We start from the raw sequence: 19,083 nt of genomic DNA, 5'->3' as shown, positions 1-19,083 counted from the left end.
CGAAAACCCAGTGAGTCGTCCCCTGTTTCGTCACCCAGGTGTCGGTACGGGGGCGGGCTGGAGGGTGACGTGGTAGCCGAGTTGGGTGAGCTGGTCAACGAGTCGGCGGGCGGAGCGGGCCTTGCCCCGGTCGTCGAGGCGATTGACGAAGTGGTCGGGGCCGAGGTCCTGGTAGGGCAGGTCCGTGGTGAGCATGTGCCAGACGGAGGTGAGAACGGAGTGGCCGACAGCGACCAGTGCCCGTTTCTTGCCGCGGCGGGCGGCGATCCGCCGGTACCGGGCCGCGAGGTAGGTCCCCTTCGTGCCTTCGTGCGGCCGGCGGAAACGGCGACCTGGCCGAGGGCGGCCTTGAGCCAGGGGTCGCCGTGGCGGGTCGGCCCGTTGCGGGCGGTGGCTCCGGACTGGTTGTTGCCCGGGCACATCCCTGCCCAGGACGCCAGCGCGGCCGGCGAGGGGAACCGTGCCGGGTCGGCGCCGATCTCGGCGAGGATGACCTGCGCGGTGCGCCGGCTCGCGCCGGGCACGGTCTCGATCAGTTCGAGTTGACGGCGAAAGGGCCGGACCTGTTCGTCGATCTGGGCGTCGAGGCGTGCCTCGGTGGTGCGGCAGGCGTCGATGCGGTCGAGCATCGTGCGGGCAAGGAACGCGTGATGCTCACCGAAGTGGCCGGTCAGCGCGTCGGCGAGGATCGGCCGCTTGCGGCGCATGGAGCCCAGCGCGAGCTCGGCCAACACCTGGCCGTCGCGTTCGCCGGCGATCAGCGCCTCGAGCATCGCGCGGGCGGAGACCCCGAGCAGGTCGGAGACGATCAGGGACAGCTTGACCCCGGCGTCCTCGAGGAGCTTCTCGAGCCGCTGCGCCTCCCGGGTCCGCTCCCGGACGATCTCGGTGCGATAGCGGGTCAGGTCACGCAACTGACGGATCGGCTCCGGGGGTACGAACGAGGGACGGGCCAGGCCATGCTCGATGAGTCGGCAGATCCACTCGGAGTCCAGCACGTCTTCTCCGAACTAGAAAATGTCTGGGGAATAGTCGTTTTGAGCGATATGACGGGTCATGGATTGACCTGGTTTGCGGGTGGTGGGCTTGTGCTGGCGCGGCCGGCGGCCTCGGCGAAGGTGGGGATGCCCAGCTGCACGGTCTGTCGGCGGTGGTTGATGATCTGGTTTATCTGGGCAAGCTTGGCCTGGGCGCCGGCGAGGCTGACCTTGAGTCCTTCGGCTTCGCCGAGCCAGTGGTGGGTTTCGGCTTCGGCGATGCGGGCGACGAGGTTGTCGCGGATGTGGAGAAGACGGTCGCGGGCGGCCGGGTCTGGCCGTAGGAGCGGGCAGCGTAGGTCCCGTTGACCGAACCAACTGGGCGGCTTCCTGGACTCCTGCCGAGGTCGACGGACAGTGCCTCTGCGGCTGGTCTGGGCCCTGGGTCGGTTTGAGATTACTCCCTGTGATGGCGCGGATCTGCTGTCATCGCGTGTCGTCGACTATGGCGGCTTGCGGAGGCGCGGGTGTCGGAACGCAGCACGACGGTTCGAAATGTTGCATTGCTGCAGATTGCGAGGGTCGGCCGGGTTGAGGAGACCGCTGATCCGCTGCTGCCGTTCCGTGTTGTGGACGGCGAGGGTGTCGAGGTGCCGGCGGTCGCCGAATTCCTGCATCACATGCTCGCTGACGACGCCAGCCCGGCGTCGCTGCGGTCCTATGCCTACGAGTTGTTGATGTGGTTCCGGTTCTTGCAGGCGGTGGAGGTGCCGTGGCATCGTGCCGGTCGCGCCGAGGCGCGGGACTTCGCCCTGTGGCTGAAGACCGTCAAGAAGCCGCCGCGGCAGCGTCGCGGTGATGCGCCTGTCCCGGGCTGGGTGAATCCGGTGACTGGGAAGGCGACGCCCGGGGAGAACTACGCTGCGCGGACCAGGCGGCACGCGCGTGCGGTGATCCGGTCGTTCTACGAGTACCACCGGGAGATGCACGGCCGGCCGCTGGTCAACCCGTTCCCGCAGGCCGGGGGCATGGAGGACGGACGGCTGGGCGCCCACCGCAATCCGATGGAGCCGTTCCGGCGGCCGTCGCGGCGGGCCGTCTACCAGCCCAAGGAGCCCAAACCGGCCCCGCGAAGCATTCCCGACCAGGCGTTCAACGACCTGTTCGCGGCCCTGTCGTGCAACCGGGACCGGGCTCTGGTCGCGTTCTACGTCTCCACCGGCGCCCGCGCCTCGGAGCTGCTCGGCGTCTGTCAGGGGCAGGTGACCCCGGAGGACCAGGTGATCGGTGTGGTCCGCAAGGGCAGCCGGGCACTGCAGCGGCTCCCAGCGTCGTCGGACGCGTTCGTGTGGCTGCGGCTCTACCAGCAACAGATGCGGGACCTGGTCCCCTGGGGGTCGGACGAGCCGTTGTGGTGGACGCTGCGCCGCCCGTTCCGGCCGCTGGCCTACGACGCGGCCCGGATGCTGTTCACCCGAGCCAACCGTGTTCTCGGCGCGAACTGGACGTTGCACGACCTGCGGCACAGCGCCGCCAAGCGGATGGTCCGCGACCCGAACCTGACCTTGGCCGACGTCCAATGGGTCCTCGGGCACGCCCACATCTCCACCACTGAGATCTACATCGCGCCGACCCCTGACGAGGTCATCGCTCATGTCCTGGCCCATCACGAGCGGCAGCGCGCTCAGCGGGAGCGGCCACCGGCGCCGCCAGCGCCTGGCTACCGGCCCGAGGTGCTCGCTACGTTGTTCGGCACGACGGCCTCCGGCGGGGGAACCCGATGACCGTCGCGGCGCCTGCCGCCACGGTCGCGAAGACCAGCACCGTCGAGGTGGGACGGCCGGCTGAACTGGACCTGCGGCCCTGCGAGCAGAGCTGGTGGCAGACCCGCCAGAGCCGGGAGGCCCTGGTCGAGCGGCTGCTTGGTCTGTTCACCGAACCGAGCGCGGGCCGCACCCGCGACAAGACCCGGCGGCGTGGCCTGAACAGGGTCCTGGACTGGCTCGAGGGCCAGCCCGGGGACAGTTGGCAGGAGCGGTGGCTGGCCAGCGGGGCGGACACCGCCGGTTCCAGCTGGGCTGACCTGCCGCTGAAGGGGTGCGCCCCGGCTCGACGCCATCATCGTGACGAACTGTGCTGCGGGGTGGCGCTCCTGGTCGCCGGGCAGGTCGTCCGTCCCAGCTACCCGTGGCTGCTGCGGCAACGCCAGGCGCTGATGCTCGCCGAGGCTCGGGCGGCTATCGACCCCGACGGCTTCCAGCGCCTCGGCCTCCGCGCCGACCACGCCGCCGGCTGGGCGAGGTCGGACGCCCTGAACAAAGTCACCTGGATCCTGGTCCGCAAGGGCGGCCTCGTCAGCGACATCACTCTCGGCGACTGTGTCGAGCTGACCAGAGCTCTGCAGGAGCACCATTTCCGGGGCAGCGCGGGAAGGCCGCTGTTCTACGCGTTGCTGAAAAAGACCGGCGTGCTTCCGGCCGCGGCACCGGAGCGGTTGCGAGTGCTGCGGCTCGACGGCCGTCGCAGCATCGAACAGATCGTCGACGGCTACGGCATCGAGTGCCGGCCCGTCCGCGACCTGTTGGTCGAGTACCTCACCGAGCGGGCACCCGACCTCGACCACACCTCGCTGCGTTCCATCGCCCGCAACCTTTGCAGACTGTTCTGGCGCGACCTGGAGACCCACCATCCCGGCATCGACTCGCTACGGCTGGCCCCCGAGGTCGCGCAGGCATGGAAAGAACGGCTGGCCCACATCCGGGACGCCGACGGCCGGCCGGTACGCCCCCGCGTGAACTACCGCAGCGAGCTGGTATTCGTCCGGGCCTTCTACGAGGACATCGCCCGATGGGCCGCCGACGATCCCTCCCGGTGGGCGACGTGGGTCGCGCCGTGCCCGATCAAAGCGGCCGAGGTGACGCAGAAGAAATTCAAGTCACGGGTCAAGTCGCGGATGGATCAGCGCACCAGGACCCAACTGCCCCTGCTGCCGGCGCTGCTACGGGCCGTCGAACAGCAGCACAAGGACGCCGAGCAGCGTGTGAACACCGCCAAGGCGACCGCCGCCGAGGGGCGGTTCAACGGGGGCGGTCAGCAGTTCCGACGTTGCCGCCAGGGTGAGTCCGGCCGGGTCTATGCCGTGGACCTGGCCACGAGCAGGCGGCGGGACCTCACCCACGAGGAGTCGGCGGCGTTCTGGTCGTGGGCGACGGTGGAAGTCTTGCGGCACACCGGGATCCGCATCGAGGAGATGCTCGAGCTCACCCACCACAGTTTCGTCGCCTACACGCTGCCCACCACCGGCGAGGTCGTGCCGATGCTGCAGGTCGCCCCGTCCAAGACCGACGCCGAGCGGCTGCTTCTGGTTTCGCCCGAGCTCGCCGACGTCCTGACTACGATCATCTTCCGGGTCCGTGGCGGGAAAGCGGCCCTGCCGCTGGTCTGCGCCTACGACGTGTTCGAGCAGACCTGGAGCCCGCCGATGCCGTTCCTGTTCCAGCGGCGGTACGGCACCGAAGACCGTCCTCTCACCCGCAGCTACATCCGAGAGTGCCTCGTCGCAACCTCACAGGCCGCCCAGATCACCGCAGGAGACCAGCCGTTGGAATGGCGGCCCCACGACTTCCGCAGGATCTTCGTCACCGACGCCATCCGCTCCGGACTGCCTCCGCACATCGCCGCCAAGGTCTGCGGTCACTCCACCGTGGACACGACAATGGGCTACGCCGCGATCTACCCCGAGGACGTGATATCCCACCACCGGGCTTTCATCGCCCGCCGCCGCGCCGAGCGGCCCAGCGAGGAATACCGCGACATCACCACCCAGGAATGGGACGAGTTCCTCGCCCATTTCGAACTACGGAAAGTCGCCCTCGGGACCTGCGGCCGTGACCACGGAACCCCCTGCGCGCACGAAAACGCGTGTGTCAGGTGCCCGCTGCTCCGGGTCGACCCCGATCAGATGCCGCGACTGGAAGGGATCCGCACCAATCTCCTCGACCGGCTCCAAGAGGCCAAAGAACAGGGATGGCTCGGCGAGGTCGCCGCGATCCAGACCACCCTGGCAGCCGCAGAGCAGAAACTCGCGACCATGCGCGAGACTGCCCGCGTTGCCGCCGTCCACCTGGGCATGCCCGACCTGCGTTCGGCCGCCGGACGAGCGGAGCAGACAAGGGCCTGACCCCAGAGGCGCCACCCATCAGATTATGATCTTGGATGTGAACTCTCCGGTCGCGAGCCCGTCAGATGCCGTGCTGGCGGCATTCGGCGTCGCGGACGACCCGGTCGTACTGCCCGGCGGCCAAGGTGGGACCTGGCGAGCTGGCCAGCTCGTCCTCAAACCGGTGGAGCTCCTGGCGGAAACGCTCTGGCGAGCCGAGGTGCTCACCGGCCTGCCGGACGCCACCGAGTTCCGCGTTGCCCGCCCCGTCCAGACGCTGGACGGGGCATGGGTGGCCCACGGCTGGGAGGCGTGCCAACTCGTTGCGGGCGAGCCAGACGTCAGCCGGCAAGACGACGTGCTCCGCGCCGGGGCGGCCTTCCACGCGGCAATCGCGGACCTGCCCCGGCCGGCGTTCCTGGACCTCCGCGACGACCCGTGGGCTTATGGGGACAGGGTCGCGTGGGAAGAACTCCCGGTCCGTGGCTGCCCGGCGGCCCTGGACCTGCTGGCACCACTGGCACGCAGCCGCCGTCCGGTCGACCTCACCCCGCAGGTGGTGCACGGCGATCTGCCGGGCAACGTACTGTTCGCCGCCGGGCTGCCACCGGCGATCATCGACTGGCCCGCGTACTGGCGCCCCGCGTCCTGGGCCTCGGCCGTCGCGGTCGCCGACGCGTTGTGCTGGTACGGAGCCTCACCCGACCTCGCTGCCCGATGGGCGCACCTGCCAGCCTGGGGTCAGATGCTCGTCCGAGCCCTGATCTACCGGATCGCCACCCACGAGGCGGCCTTCGGACCCACCGGGTGGACACCGGACCAAGTCGAGGCCTACCGACCCGCGGTCAACCTCGCCGTGACCTACGCCAACCACGATCCGAACTCGGGCAACCGCCACGATCCATGAGCCGCTCCCGCGACACGCCCGAAGCCCGAGCGACGGCAATCTGATGTGCGTACTCTCCGTGAGCGGTCCTCCCAGGGAAGGCGGCCCACGAGGACAGCAAGATCATTTCGGTTAAGCAGCTGTGCTCGTGGATGCAGGGCGTGTCGTAGGAGCGGCCGCAGTCGCCGACGGAGACCTTGCGGTGCTCGAAGTGGCCGGTGAACTGGTTCCATTCCTCGTCGGTGGGGGTGCGGTATTCCTCGCTGGGCCGTAGCGCGCGGCGACGGGCAAGGAACGCCCGATGTCCGTTGATCACTTCTTCGGGGTAGACGGCCTTGTAGCCCATGGTGGTGTTGATGTCGCGGTGGCCGGCGACGAGCTGGGCGATGTGTGGCGGCATGCCGTGCAGGATCGCGTCGGTGATGAACAGCCTGCGGAAGTCGTGGAAGGTGTAGCGCAGCTGCTGGCCGGAGGCGTCTTTGATGCCGAGCGCGGTGAGCGCGTCATCGAGGTAGCCGCGCAGCGAGGTCTCGGTGACGGGCCGGTTCTCCAGGCGTCGGCGCCATTGGAACAGCAGCGGCATCGGCGCGTTGTAGACGCGCTCGTTCTTGTCGTAGGAGACCACCAGCGGCACTCGTGATCCGCCGCCGCGGATGCGGGCGACGATGGTCGACAGGACGTCGGCCAGCTCGGGTGAGATGACCAGCAGCCGTTCGGTGTCGGTCTTGGAGGGGGCGATCTGCAGCAGGGGGATCAGCTGCCCGCCCTCGGGCAGCCGGTACTGGATCAGGCTGTGGTGCGACAGCTCGGTGAGCTCCTCGATCCGTATGCCGCTGTGGCGGAGCACTTCGACCGTCGCCCAGGTCCAGAAGCCGCGGTGTTCTTCGAAGGTGAGGTCCCGGCGTCGGCCGCCGCCGGACGGTTCGGCCCAGAGGCGGCCGGTGGTCAGGGTGCTCATCACCGTCCGGCGCAGCGTCTCGGAGCCGGCGGCGGTGAACAGTTCGCCGGGCGGGGTGGCCTCGGCGGCGGCGAGCAGTGCGGCGGTGCGGGCGCGTTCGGTCTCGACCCAGGCGGCCAGCGCGGGCAGGACCGGCAGCCGTTCGCGGGTGCGTTGGTCCATGCGGGCCTTGCGCTGGGACCGGTCCTTCTTGTGCGAGACGTCGCTGGCGGCCACCGGGCAGCGCACCGCCCACGGGCCCCAGCGGGCCGGGTCGTCGTCGGCCCACTCGGCGAGGTCGAGGTAGAAGGCACGCACCGCGGACAGCACGCTGCGCCCGTCCAGCCGCGTCGAGACGACCTCGGCCTGCTCGCCGTCGGGGGTGGTCGTGGCACGGGTGCGGGTCATCACCCGTTGCTTCCACGCGGCCGCGACGTCGCGGGGCAGTTTCAGCGAGTCGAGGCCCGGGTGGTGGGCTTCCAGATCGGCCCAGAACAGCTTGCCGAGCAGGTAGGCGAAGCGCTGCAGGGAGGAGAAGTCCACCGACGGCTGGCGTTCGCGCAGGTAGTCCACCAGCACGTCACGCACCGGACGGCACGCGATCCGGTAACGGTCGATCAGCTGCTCGCAGCTGGGCTGCCCACGTCCGGAGAACATCTCGATCGCCGCGGGCGCGTCCTCGCCCAGCACCCCATGGCGGCGCAGCAGCTGGTAGAACAGCGGGCTGTGCGCGTGCGCCTCGGAACCCGAGGAGACACGCAGGTCCGCGGCGGCCTGCAGGAGCTCGACGCAGTCACCGACGCGCACCGCGTCCGCCGGCCCGCCCTTGGCGGCCATGATGACCGCGATGCGGCCCAGTGCCTGCTGCCCGGTCTGCAGCCCCACCTGGCCCTGCGCGCACAGCTGGTCGAACGCGGCGAACGTGACGGGGTCACGGGTGCGGGCCATCTCGGCGGCGAGCCCGCGCCGGGCCGGGGCGAACCGCAGCAGAAAGCCGAGACCGGGCCGGATCACATCGGCGCAGACCAGGACCAGCAGCCCGGGACCGAGGTGCGGCAGCTGCCCCCGCGGGCCGGCGGTGACCGCGTTCCGCCAGTCGAGCAGGTCCTCAGCGCCGCTGGCCTGCCAGCGTTGCTGCCAGCTGTCCCCGGCCTGGATCTGCAGCCAGCTCAGCACCGCCAGCACCCCCAGCCGGCGGGTCTGCTGGCTGGCGGGACTGTCCAGAGCGAACGGCGCCGCGAGCACCCGGGCCAGTACCTCGGTGCGGCCGGCCTGCGTCGCCGGCCACTGTGACACGACCGGCCGGGGCGGGAACGCGGCCAGCAGCCGCGCCCCGGTCGCCTTGGCCGCCGCCCGGCCCGGCGCCGGCGCCGCCGCGCGCGGCGGCGCGGCCGGCTGTCCGGTGCCGGTGGTCACGACTGGCCGTCCTCGCCGAACAGGACCCGCAGGCTCTCCGCCCGGTATCCGGCCGCTGGCCGCGCCGCCGGCGCACGGTCACGCTGGCGAGCGTGGAAGGCCAGCACACCGGCGATCACATCCTCGGGCACCGTAATGGCACAGTCGGTTATTGGAACCGTCCGAATGCCCTCCCGAGGCGCCCGATTTCGCCCAGGATGACCCGCCCTTTTCCTCGATGCGCTTTGAAAAGTGCCCACCAGCTATCGCGGCCGTCTGACCTACATCCGCCAGTAGGGCGTTGATGTTGGGGTCTTGTAGATCGTTATAAGAGAACAGGTGCCTGCCGCGCAGGGAGAATCGGGGTTCTCACACCAGACCGATGTCCCAGGCGAAAGGCACCTGACGGGTGACGACTCTACGCGGCAGCAGATCATCAGGGAAGCCCTCCGCGGGCGGTCCAGTGCCCCGGCTCGGGCGCCGTCCGCTGGTCCGGATCGGTCCTGTCGACCCGACGGTGACGGGGGCCGCGGGGCTGGTCGCGGTGACCGAGCTCGTCGATCGGCTCGGTGTTGTCGGCGCGCTCGACGACGGGATCGGCCCGATCAAGCAGCGCGACCGGGGGCTGACTGGCGCCGAGTTGCTCGTCGGGATGGCGAGCAGCCAGCTGCAGGGCGAGTCGGCGCTGGTCGGGCTGGACCGGTCCCGGGCGGACCGGGCGGGGGCGTGGCTGGCGCCGGTGCCGTGCGCTCCGTCGCGGACCGCGGCCCGGCTCGCCGGGCGGTTCGGACCGCCGCAGCTCGCCGGGATCGAACGCGGGCTGGCTGTGATCGCCAGGCGGATGATGCGCCTGCTGCCTGCGCAGCGGCGCGCCGAGCTGGTCACCGGACGCCCGGTGCTGGACTGCGACTCCTCCGACGTGGAGGTCTACGGCCGCAAGAAGCGCGGAGTCGCCTTTACCCATGACGGCAGGCGAGCGGGCCGGCCGCTGCTGGTCAGCTGGGCGCGCACCGGGCTGACCCTGGCCGCCGATCTGCTCGCCGGTAACCAGGACCCGCGTCCGCACGTCATCGCCCTGCTGCGCCGGGCGCTTTCGGTGCTGCCCGACGCGGTGTGCGCCCCACCGGTCGTCCGTGCGGACAGCGGGTTCTACTCGACCGCGTTCATGCGGGCCGTCGTCGCCGCGGGCGGCGACTTCGCGATCTCCGCGCCGCGCAGCGCCGCGCTGTGGCGGGCCTACGCCCAGATCCCCGAGGACCGGTGGGTCGAGGCCCGTGACATGCGCGGCGCGCAGGTCGCCGCCGGCGACCACGCCCCCGAGGGCGCCCCGCCCGGGACCTACACGATCGTGCGCCGGGTGAAGGTCGCCGCCGGCGAGGTCTCCGCCGACCCGCGCTCGCGGCGGGGACGCACGCTCGTGCCCGGCCAGCGCCAGCTCCTGCTCGACGGCATGATCGACCACAGCTGGGCGGTCAGCTTCCTCGTCACCTCGCTGCCCGCGGACGAGCCAGGCGGCATCGTCGCCGTCGAGTGGTGGTTCCGCGGCCGCGCCGACATCGAAACACGGATCAAGTCCCCCGTTCCCTTGGGGAAGCCCGTTCCGGGCTGAAATTTCTGGCGGCAGCCCGCTGCCGGGGTTGTGGTGATCGCTTCGGGTCTCGGGCTGGAGGCAGCTGTGGGCTCGGTGTGCGCCGGCGTTCCAGCGTTCCTGATGGGGGCCCGGTGCAGGTTGACGATTCTGGCGGCTGCCCGCCGACGTCGAGGTTCCGTGGTCGCTTCAGGCCGTGATCAAGTCGGGCGCTGGGAGCCGCACCTGTGGGCCCTTCCGTGTGCCACGAGCACGAGGACCAGATTCGATCCTGCCCCGCGGCTCCTGCGGGCAGCCACCTGTCCGGACCCACCGGAGACGGGAGGCACCCCGTGGTGCTGAAGGAGACCCAGGAAACCGAAGAGATCATCCAACGGATCGCCGCGCTGGACATCGGCAAGGCGGAGTTGACCTGCTGTGTACGGGTCCCCGACGACGACCGGCCGGGCCGACGGCTCCAGGAGGTCGCCACCTACCCGACCATGACCCGCTCGCTGGTCGGGATGGCCGACCACCTGCGCACCCTCGGCGTCACCAGAGTGATCATGGAGGCGACGTCCGTAATCAGGCGTCGCCGTGAGGCCGTCCGTGACGGAGGTTGACAGGTCGGGAATCGGTCCGGCGTGTCGGTCACGGACGGCGAATCTGTAGTCGCTACGTTACGAGACGTGACAGACGTTGGGGAGCCGTGTCGGACGCAGCGGCTCGTGCTGCCGGACGGCGCGACGAGCTGGACGGTGCTCGGGCCGGACTACCGGGTGGTCGGGCCGGCGGAGGAGTTCCTGGAGTACCTGCGGGCGCAGGGCTCCTCGCCGAACACGGTGCGCTCGTATGCGCGGGCGCTCGCGCTGTGGTGGAGCTATCTGGCGGTGTTCGGCTTGGCCTGGGACGCGGTGACGCTGGCGGGGGTAGGCGGGTTTCTGACGTGGCTGCGCTGCGGGGACGGGCCGGATGTGGTGTCGATCGAGCCGCGGGCCGCGCGGGTCGCCGAGTCGACGGTCGCGAACCGGCTGCGGGCTATGACGTCCTGCTACCGCTACCACGAGCTCAACGGCGTGCCGCTGGGCGGCGACCTCGTTCGGCTGGTGCACGGCGGGCGGGCGGCCTACCGGCCGATGCTCGAGCACGTCGCCCGCAGGCGTGGCCGGGAGCGGGCGGTCGTGCGGGTCCGCACCCCGTCGCGGCAGGCACCACCGGTGCTCACGCCGTCGCAGATCGAGCTGATCTGCGATACGTGCGCGACGTTCGACGCGGCCACGGGCAGGTGGCGGGGGCAGGCGCGTGACCGGCTGCTGTGGTCGCTGCTGGCGGAGAGCGGCCTGCGCCTGGGTGAGGCGCTGGGTCTGCAGCACCGGGACTGGCACACCGGCCGCGGCGACACCCCGTTCCTCGAGGTCGTCCCGCGGGAGCATCCGCACCGGGTCCGGGTCAAGGGCGGCCGCTACCGGCGGATCTATGTGTCGGACGCGCTCGACCGGCTCTATGGCGAGTACCTCTGGCAGCTGTGCGACGCCGGCGTCGACCAGGCAGTGGCCGATCTGGACACGGCGCCGGTGTTCGTGAACCTCGCGGGCGGGACGCGGTTCGCGCCGTGGCGACCGGAGACGGTCTATGACCTGGTCCGCCGGCTGCGTCGCGACCTCGCCGGGAAGGTCCCGACGGGCTGGGCGCCCCACTGGCTGCGCCACTCGCATGCCACCGCCCTGCTGCTGGCAGGGGTGCCGGTGCATGTCGTGTCCCGCCGGCTCGGCCACGCCGACGTGCAGACCACGCTGGAGATCTACGCCCACGTGACCGAGGATGCCGATGCGAGAGCAGCGGCGAGTTGGCGGGCGTTCACCGCGGGCTGGCGCCCCCAGGCCGTGGCCGGCGGCGGGCAGATCGGACCGTGCTCGTGAACATCACGGTCGAGGAAGTCATGGACAACCTGGCCGCCGCGGGGTGCGGTTATGACCCCGTGATCCTGGACCAGCTGTGGGCGACGGTTCCTGATGACCTGCGGCTGGGCCGGCTGTCGGCGGCGACGGCGCCCGAGCGCTACCGCGACGCGTTCACCGCGGCCGCCCCGAGCAACGCGATCCTCGTCGAGAGACTGCCCGAGCCGATGGGCCGCGAGCTGACCTGGTGCTGTCTGCGGGTGATCGAGCTGGGCGGGAAGATCGCGCTACCGGGGGTAGCGATGCTGACCCGCCGCCTCGCCGAGGCCGTCGCCGACCTCGGCGCTCGCGGCCCCGTCTCGCTGATGGACCTGCCGGCGCGGGACTGGTGCCAGCAGTTCTCGTTGGCGGTCCACCGGCGCAAGGGCAGGCTGCCGACCGCGCGCTCGACGCAGACCGTGCGGGAGACCTTGGTGCGGTTCCTGCGGCTGCTCGCCCTCGCCTACGACACCAGACCCTGGTGGCAGCGGGAGTCCTGGAACCCGGTCGAGGATCCCCGCATCCCGCTGCGCGCGCACGAGCCCCAGGGCCGTGAGGCGATCTACTTCCAGCGCGTCAGCGCGCCCCGGCTGCGCCTCGGCCTGCAGTGGTACTGCAAGATCAGTCTCGAGACCGGGGCGCTGCGATGGTCGACCGTCGGCCAGCGGGTGTTCGCCATGACCATGTTCGACGCGTTCCTCGCGAGCCGCGGCGGGCGTCCCATGCACCTGGCCGACACGCCGGAGGGGGTGCGGGCCCTCATGCTCGACTACCTCGGCCACGTCCGTGCCTCACGGGCCAGCCGCGGGCCGACCGAGGGACAGCCGCTGTCCGCGAACCACATGAAGATCCTGCTGATCTCCGTCGAGCAGCTCTACGCCTTCATGCACGACCACAAACACGAGGCCGCGGCGACACTGGGCGACCCAGGCTGGCTGCGCCTCGGACCGCAGCATGCGGCGTTCTACCGGCGCGGCGAGATCCCCCGTCCCGTGACACACCGCGACACCGAGCAAAACGTCATCCCCGAGGCCGCGTTCACGCAGATCATGGCCAGCATCGGGATGCTCGGCGATCCGGTGGCCAACGGCGGGTTCGGCGACGAGCAGGCCATGCGGATCATGATGCTGCAGACCCGGCTCGGCCGGCGGATCAGCGAACTGCTCCTGCTCGACCACGACCCGCTCTGCGCGCTCGCCACGCAGGTGCCGTCCGACGAGGAGCCAGACGCGTTCGCCGCCCGGCTCCGCTACCAACAGACCAAGATCGACGGTGCGCCGGACACGGTCCTGGTCGACCGCGAGATCGTGACGATCATCCGCGCGCAACAGGAATGGGCGTCCGGATGGATCGCTCGCCACGGCGCGCCGGGAGCGACGCCGCGTTACCTGTTCCTGGGCGAGAAGATGAACCGCCACGGCAACCGGCCCTACGTGTCGAGCACCCTGCACCGGATGCTCACCGAGATGGCCCGCCGGCTCGATATCCGCGACGACGTCGGCCGTCTGGTCGACTTCCAGCGCACGCACCGCTTCAGGCACACGAAGGCGACCAGCCTGCTCAACGCCGGGGTGCCAATCCACGTCGTGCAGCGCTACCTCGGACATCTGTCACCGACAATGACGATGCACTACGCGAAGACCCTCACCGAGACCCACGAGGCGGAGTTCCTGCGCTACCGCAAGCGCACAGCCGACGCCCGCGAGCTCGCCATGCCGGCGGCCGATCTCTACGACCTGCTGCATCTCGACAGCCGCACCGACCGGATCCTGCCGAACGGCTACTGCCTGCTGCCACCACGGCAGTCCTGCGACCGGGGGAACGCCTGCCTGACGTGCGACAAGTTCACCACCGACGCGACGTTCCTGCCCGAACTGCGCGCCCAGCACCGCCGCACCCTGACCCTCATCGACACCCGCCAGGCAGCGTTCACCGCCCGCACCGGCGCCCCGATGGGCACCGACAACGTCTGGCTCGCCGGCCGTCACCGCGAGGCGGCCGCCCTCGGAGCGGTCATCGCCGCCCTCGACGCCGACACCGCCGCGCAGGGGCAGCCGGTCCGCGGCGCCGGGGTCGTCGCCCGCACCGACGCCGCGGCCCGCCGCGCGACCGGCGACCTGGGACGGGGCCAGCCCGATGGCCGGTAACCTCGACAACCTGCGCAGGGCCACCGCGACGCGCACCGCCACCGCCGTGACCAGAGCCGAAAAGACGCTCGAGGAGATGCGCGCCGCCGGCGAGCCGGTCACCTTCCGCGGCCTGGCCGCCAGATCCGGGGTCTCCCTGGACTTCCTCTATCGACACACCGGCCTGCGCAGCCGGATCGAGCAGTTGCGCGAGGCGCAGACCGCCCAGCCATCCCGACCGGCGGAACCGGACCAGCCGAGCAACATCGTGCGGACACTGACCGCGCAGCTCAGCGAACTCAAGGCCCGCCACCGCGCCGAGATCACCGCGCTGAACGAGGCGCTCGCCGCAGCCCACGGGGAGAACCTGCTACTCCGCCGCCGCCTCGGCCCCAACGCCACGGCCGGCACCAACACCAGCCCCAACGACCCGTGAGCGCCACCCGGACACAGTCGTCACGTGACGACCGCCCCCAGCGCGGCGCCGGACAACCCCACGCGGCGCTGCCCCTGCCTCGGCGCCAAACCCCGGGTCCGCACACACTGATCCGGCCGAGCCGACCCGCCCCGTCGCGGGCGCGTCCGTGACGGCCCTGACCTGCCAAAACGCTAGCTTCGATCTTGAAAACTACAGATAACCGGGGACTACTGGCGCTCGCCGTTCTACGTCCTGGAAGCCGCCGGCTTCGAGACATGGCTGGTCAACGCCCGCGACGTCAGACACCTGCCCGGAAGGCCCAAAACGGACTCGATCGACGCTGTCTGGCTGTGCAAGGTCGCCGAACGGCAGATGATCCGGCCCAGCTTCGTCCCGCCGGCCGACCTGCGCCGGCTGCGTGACCTGACCCGCTATCGCACCGACCTCGTCAACGTGCGCACCGCGGAGATGAACCGCGTCGAGAAACTGCTCGAGGATGCCCAGATCAAGCTGGGCACGGTCGCCTCCGACATGTTCGGGGCCTCCGGTCGGTCCATGCTCGCCGCCCTGGTCGCCGGCGAGCGCGACCCGAAGCGGCTCGCCCAGTTCGCCCGCACCCGGATGCGCCGCAAGATCCCCGACCTTGAGGAGGCGTTCGTCGGCGAGTTCACCGACCACCACGCCTACCTGCTGCGCCGGATGCTCGCCCGCATCGACGCCACCACCGCCGACATCACCGACCTCGAGAAAAAGATCGAGGCGGCGGTCGCGCCGTATGCGGACCTGGTCGCCCGGCTCGACGAGATCCCCGGCATCGGACCCGACAGCGCCCACGTCCTGATCGCCGAGATCGGCGCTGACGCGACCCGCTTCCCGACCGCCGGCCACCTCGCCTCCTGGGCGAAGTTCACCCCCATCACGTCCGAGTCCGCCGGCCGACGCAAAGGCCGCAACTCCACCGGCAAGGGCAACCGCTACCTCGCCCGCACCCTCGGCGAAGCCGCCGTCACCGCCGGCAGGACCAACACCTTCCTCGGCGCCCGCTACCGCCGCCTCACCCGCCGCGGCAAGAAGAAAGCCATCGTCGCCGTCGGCCGCTCCATCCTGACCATCGTCTGGCACCTGCTCGCCGACCCCGACGCCCACTTCCACGACCTCGGCCCCGACTACTTCGACCGCCGGATCGACCCCAACCGCGTCCGGCGCACCCACGTCCACGCCCTCGAAGCCCAGGGCTTCATCGTCACCCTCACCCCCGCCGCCACCTGATCGGCGCCGGCCGCGCCCGTCCCAGCGCGGCCGGCGCCGTACAACACCCATCCCAGCAGGGTCGGCCCCCTCAGCAGCCCGTCCCAGCGTGGTCACCGCGGGTGGGCGCGAGCCTGCCCACGTTGCGACCCAATTTCGGACCAGGAACACAAGCTCGGAGCCGGGCTGCGCCACCTCCCGTCCGCCGACCCGACGATCAACCAGGTCTGGATGTGGGCAGCGGTCCTCGCCGGCTGGATCTCCGCGCTGCTCCAGGCCATCTCCGGCTACGACCAGCACGCCGGCCGCGCGCACGCCGCCCGCTTCCGCCACGACCTGCTCCTGGTCCCCGGCCGGCTCGTCCGCCACGCCGGACAGCTCCTCCTGCGGCTGCCGCCCGGCCGCGGTGACCTGCTCACCAGGACCCTCGCCGCACTACGCGCCGCGACCCCTATCCCAGCCACCTGACAGTCAGCACGCCACCACCCCGTGTCTCCGGCGCACCACCCCGCCCACGGTCACCATCGCGGCCCCGACAGGACCCGGACCCGCTGTCCCGGAGCGCATCCGGACCCTCACCCTGCCCCAAAACCGAGAAACGGTCCCCAACCCGGCCTCGATCAAACCGAGAAGCCCCAGACGATCTCCAGTGGCCCTACTGGCGAATTTAGGTCTGACGGGTGGATCACGCATCAGAAAGAAGATCGCGAGAGAACACCCTGGTCAGGCGGCGTCCCCGGCCGGCCGTCCCGCACCATTCCGCACGCCGGCTGACCTGCCCACCTGCGGGTTCTCGCCCGCCTGGCGCAATTCCCGAGGGTTGGTTCAAGTAGCGCTGCGTGGTCGACAGATGTGCGTGGCCGAGCACCCACTGGATATCGGTCAACGGCATCCCGGGATCGCGTGCCATCCGGTATGCCGCCGTATGGCGAAGATCATGCAGCGTCCAGTTCGCGTCCAGCCCGGCGTTGGCCCGGGTGAACATCGCCCGCGTCGCGTCATAGCCGAGCGGCCGCAACGGGCGGCGCAACGTCCGCCACAACGGCTCGTCCCGGCCCGCCGGCACCAGCCCGAACAACTGCGCCTGATAGAGGCGCAGCCACACGAACGCATTCGGGGCCGCCGGCAACGGCTGCAGCACGCGGGTGCCCTTGCGCATCACCGTGATCAGCTGCTGGCCCGGGTCGACATCGCCGACCGTGGCACCGAGCAGTTCGCTGGCCCGCGCGCCGGTCGAGACCCAGAACGCGACCAGCGCCCGGTCACGATGTGACCCCAGCCGGGCGAACAGCGCGTCGAACCGGTCGTCCGGGATGCTGCGCGGGGCCCGCGTCACCACCTTCGGCCGATACCGGCCACGACGGCCCCGGTCGAACGGCTCCATCGGGTTGTGATGCGCATGCGCCCGACCAGGCCGGGCATGCCGCGCCAGCGGGAACGGATTGAGCATCGGCCCCGTCCCCGCCTCCAGATGGAAGTCGTAGAAGCCGCGCAGCACGCTCTCGCAGTGCGCCACCGTCGACGCCTCATACCGATCACCCCGCGACGGCTTGCCGGTCACCGCGTTGACCCGACCAGCCGCAGCCCGGTCCCGCGACGGCGGGTCGCCCGACGGGTCACGCCAGTGCGGCCGCGCCGGTTTCACCGTCACCTGCAGCCACCGCACGAAGTCCCGCGCCTCGACCCGGGTCGCCTGGTCCCAGTCGACTCCGACCGCCCACAGGAACCGGAACCAGCGCAGCAGATCCATCCCATACGACCGCTGCGTCGTCGCCGGCCGCCCGCAGGCCGCCAGCTCGGCGAAGAACGCCGCGACCGGCGCCACCGGCCGGCCATCACCGTCAACCAGCCGATACGGCGCGAACAGATCCCCAGTCGACTCCAACCCACCCAGCAACGGCACCACCAGCCGCGCCAGGTCCCGCGGCACCTCGCCCTCGTTGATCACGAGCAGCGAACCTAGCGGGCCAACCACCACAGCGCGAGCATCCCACTACAGAACGTGCCGCTAGTTCGGTCAACGGGTCGGTCTTGCGCCCGGGGACCGTCTTCATGTGTCGGGCGTTGAGCAGCCAGCACTCCAGGTCGTGTTCGAGCAGGTAGAACACTGGCTTCCAGTAGGCGCCGGTAATCAGGCGTCGCCGCGGGGCCGTCCGCGACGGCGGTCGACGGGCCGATTTGTCCGCCTCCTCGGCCGTGGCGTACGGGTTATCCGGCGACCGTCCGTCATGGGGACAGCCGAGCCGACAGCGGGTCTGGCGCTCGTCGCTCCTCGGTGCTGCTTTTGTCCCTCCCATGGCGTACGCGTCCGTGACAGCCATGACCTGCAAAAACCCTAGATTCGATCTTGAAAACTACAGATAACCGGGGTCGCCTCCATCCCGACCACCGTGACCCGTTCGGCGAGCAGCCAGTCCCGCATCACCAGCAGATCCCGGGTCATCGTCGAGAACGTCCGGACCTCGCTCTTCCTGCGCCGGCCCGTCCCTGGCAGCCGAACGCAGACCTTCACGTCGCCCTTGCTGATGTCGATGCCCGCGCACCGCTCATGCACCACGTCGTCCACGTGGCACCTCCCGCCTGGTCCCGACCGGAGCGGACCGCCCGGCGGGGATCTACCAGGTCAAAGAGTCTGATTCACGTGCTCGAGGCAACAGTTCCGGGTGCCTGTCGATCAGATCCCCAGCGTCCTACTAACCCACGGGCTCCGGAACGCGCCAAGTCGACACGACGTCAGCCGGACGATCCACAGACAGTTTTCACCCGATCAGGGTGCGCCGTCAGGCGCACGGACTACTAACCCTCGTTCCGACCGGGGGGCAGGCCATCGGACCATTCCGATGGCCAGCCCGCCCTCGCGTCGTGGTCCACCCACGCGTTCCGTGGCGAGGACAGATCGAATAGCGCCGTCGCCCCTTCGCTCGACTTCCCCCACACCACACCCAAAGCCGCATCGACCATCACGCCCCACACATCGATGTTGACTCGCACATCCAACCACTAACGGCACACGCGCCTGACATCGGGAGTCACCGAACAATCGGCCCCACTCCGAGCACAGAAGGCTCCACGCCGACGGGCCGGACGATCCAGACCACCAACCGCCACACGCCATAAGGCGGATCTCCGCGCGTGCGGGGACGACCGGTCGGTCTCGATCGAGGTGCCCAGCCAGACGGGAAGATCCCCGGCGCGGGCGGGGACGACCCCAAGACGGCGACGGCGATGGATCAAGCCGGAAGAGATCCCCGCGCGGGCGGGGACGACGAACCGTGCGGCATGGTCACGCCGTGCAGGAAGGGAAGATCCCCGCGCGTGGCGATGCCGCTGGGGTATAGCCAGGGCTGCGGCAAGTTTGCTTGGTAGCGACCGGTAGGTCGTGCTGAGGGTTTCCGGTGGTTCCAGGGCGCGGGTTGGTGCTGGTGGGCGGGGC

General features: G+C 70.5%; 16 protein-coding genes and 1 pseudogene. 11 read left to right on the top strand and 6 right to left on the bottom strand.

The window, feature by feature from the left end:
• Positions 1-30: 30 nt before the first annotated feature.
• Both BCD48_RS52125 and BCD48_RS55505 read right to left on the bottom strand, forming a co-directional pair.
• Positions 31-195, bottom strand: a complete 165-nt coding sequence (locus BCD48_RS52125; protein WP_198543182.1) for a hypothetical protein — start codon at positions 193-195, stop codon at positions 31-33.
• Positions 196-362: 167 nt separating this feature from the next.
• Positions 363-998, bottom strand: a pseudogene (locus BCD48_RS55505) (transposase); the annotation flags it as partial.
• 152 nt (positions 999-1,150) lie between these two features.
• Here BCD48_RS55505 and BCD48_RS51145 point away from each other — a divergent pair.
• The 4 genes from BCD48_RS51145 to BCD48_RS09750 all read left to right on the top strand — a co-directional run bounded on the left by BCD48_RS51145 (position 1,151) and on the right by BCD48_RS09750 (position 6,043).
• A complete protein-coding gene (locus tag BCD48_RS51145) occupies positions 1,151-1,321 on the top strand; it encodes a hypothetical protein (RefSeq protein WP_157910463.1) in 171 nt (56 codons plus the stop codon).
• Between the two features lie 219 nt (positions 1,322-1,540).
• Positions 1,541-2,761 (top strand): tyrosine-type recombinase/integrase, encoded by a 1,221-nt coding sequence (locus BCD48_RS09760; protein WP_198543176.1) that lies wholly within the window; start codon positions 1,541-1,543, stop codon positions 2,759-2,761.
• A complete protein-coding gene (locus BCD48_RS52115; RefSeq protein WP_198543175.1) occupies positions 2,758-5,157 on the top strand; it encodes a tyrosine-type recombinase/integrase in 2,400 nt (799 codons plus the stop codon). Before BCD48_RS09760 ends, BCD48_RS52115 begins: the two co-directional genes overlap by 4 nt.
• A 37-nt stretch (positions 5,158-5,194) precedes the next feature.
• Complete coding sequence (locus BCD48_RS09750) at positions 5,195-6,043, top strand: TIGR02569 family protein (protein WP_241841620.1); 849 nt, start codon at positions 5,195-5,197, stop codon at positions 6,041-6,043.
• On the opposite strand, the gene BCD48_RS09745 is transcribed toward BCD48_RS09750, so the two are convergent.
• Positions 5,982-8,375: a tyrosine-type recombinase/integrase gene (locus BCD48_RS09745; protein ID WP_071048026.1), complete on the bottom strand. Its 2,394-nt coding sequence runs from the start codon at positions 8,373-8,375 to the stop codon at positions 5,982-5,984. The two genes, BCD48_RS09750 and BCD48_RS09745, sit on opposite strands and share 62 nt — an antisense overlap.
• On the bottom strand, positions 8,372-8,506 hold the full coding sequence (locus tag BCD48_RS54800) for a hypothetical protein (RefSeq protein WP_274536506.1): 135 nt from the start codon (positions 8,504-8,506) through the stop codon (positions 8,372-8,374). The genes BCD48_RS09745 and BCD48_RS54800 overlap by 4 nt, the downstream gene beginning before the upstream one ends.
• Positions 8,507-8,871: 365 nt before the next feature.
• Between BCD48_RS54800 and BCD48_RS09740 the strand changes: the two genes are divergently transcribed.
• From BCD48_RS09740 to BCD48_RS09710, 7 genes are all read left to right on the top strand, one after another.
• A complete protein-coding gene (locus BCD48_RS09740; protein ID WP_157910462.1) occupies positions 8,872-9,963 on the top strand; it encodes a transposase in 1,092 nt (363 codons plus the stop codon).
• A 311-nt stretch (positions 9,964-10,274) separates the two neighbouring features.
• Entirely contained in the window at positions 10,275-10,544 is a 270-nt protein-coding gene (locus BCD48_RS09735; RefSeq protein WP_071048024.1) for a hypothetical protein, read from the top strand.
• 66 nt (positions 10,545-10,610) lie between these two features.
• The gene (locus BCD48_RS09730) at positions 10,611-11,840 is read left to right on the top strand and encodes a tyrosine-type recombinase/integrase (protein WP_071048023.1); all 1,230 of its coding nucleotides are present in this window, start codon (positions 10,611-10,613) and stop codon (positions 11,838-11,840) included.
• Positions 11,831-14,005: a tyrosine-type recombinase/integrase gene (locus BCD48_RS09725; protein WP_157910461.1), complete on the top strand. Its 2,175-nt coding sequence runs from the start codon at positions 11,831-11,833 to the stop codon at positions 14,003-14,005. The genes BCD48_RS09730 and BCD48_RS09725 overlap by 10 nt, the downstream gene beginning before the upstream one ends.
• Positions 13,995-14,420: a DUF6262 family protein gene (locus BCD48_RS09720; protein ID WP_071048021.1), complete on the top strand. Its 426-nt coding sequence runs from the start codon at positions 13,995-13,997 to the stop codon at positions 14,418-14,420. The genes BCD48_RS09725 and BCD48_RS09720 overlap by 11 nt, the downstream gene beginning before the upstream one ends.
• Before the next feature lie 198 nt (positions 14,421-14,618).
• Positions 14,619-15,671 (top strand): IS110 family RNA-guided transposase, encoded by a 1,053-nt coding sequence (locus BCD48_RS09715; RefSeq protein WP_116271469.1) that lies wholly within the window; start codon positions 14,619-14,621, stop codon positions 15,669-15,671.
• Positions 15,672-15,881: 210 nt separating this feature from the next.
• Positions 15,882-16,118: a hypothetical protein gene (locus tag BCD48_RS09710; protein WP_071048020.1), complete on the top strand. Its 237-nt coding sequence runs from the start codon at positions 15,882-15,884 to the stop codon at positions 16,116-16,118.
• A 217-nt stretch (positions 16,119-16,335) separates the two neighbouring features.
• Here BCD48_RS09710 and BCD48_RS09705 read toward each other — a convergent pair whose 3' ends face one another.
• Positions 16,336-17,598 (bottom strand): tyrosine-type recombinase/integrase, encoded by a 1,263-nt coding sequence (locus BCD48_RS09705; RefSeq protein WP_198543173.1) that lies wholly within the window; start codon positions 17,596-17,598, stop codon positions 16,336-16,338.
• A 387-nt stretch (positions 17,599-17,985) separates the two neighbouring features.
• Positions 17,986-18,216, bottom strand: a complete 231-nt coding sequence (locus BCD48_RS09700) for a hypothetical protein (RefSeq protein ID WP_071048018.1) — start codon at positions 18,214-18,216, stop codon at positions 17,986-17,988.
• Positions 18,217-19,083: the final 867 nt, after the last annotated feature.

It is taken from the genome of Pseudofrankia coriaricola (genome assembly GCF_001854805.1).
Lineage (GTDB): Bacteria > Actinomycetota > Actinomycetes > Frankiales > Frankiaceae > Pseudofrankia.
Note: the sequence above shows the minus strand (reverse complement) of the source record. Positions and strands in the feature narration are given on the sequence as shown.

Bases quoted from the DNA above. Each gene is read 5' to 3' on its own strand.
- BCD48_RS52125 (WP_198543182.1), bottom strand. From the start codon at position 195: ATGCTCACCACGGACCTGCCCTACCAGGACCTCGGCCCCGACCACTTC.
- BCD48_RS52115 (WP_198543175.1), top strand. From the start codon at position 2,758: ATGACCGTCGCGGCGCCTGCCGCCACGGTCGCGAAGACCAGCACCGTC.
- BCD48_RS09720 (WP_071048021.1), top strand. From the start codon at position 13,995: ATGGCCGGTAACCTCGACAACCTGCGCAGGGCCACCGCGACGCGCACC.
- BCD48_RS09710 (WP_071048020.1), top strand. From the start codon at position 15,882: ATGTGGGCAGCGGTCCTCGCCGGCTGGATCTCCGCGCTGCTCCAGGCC.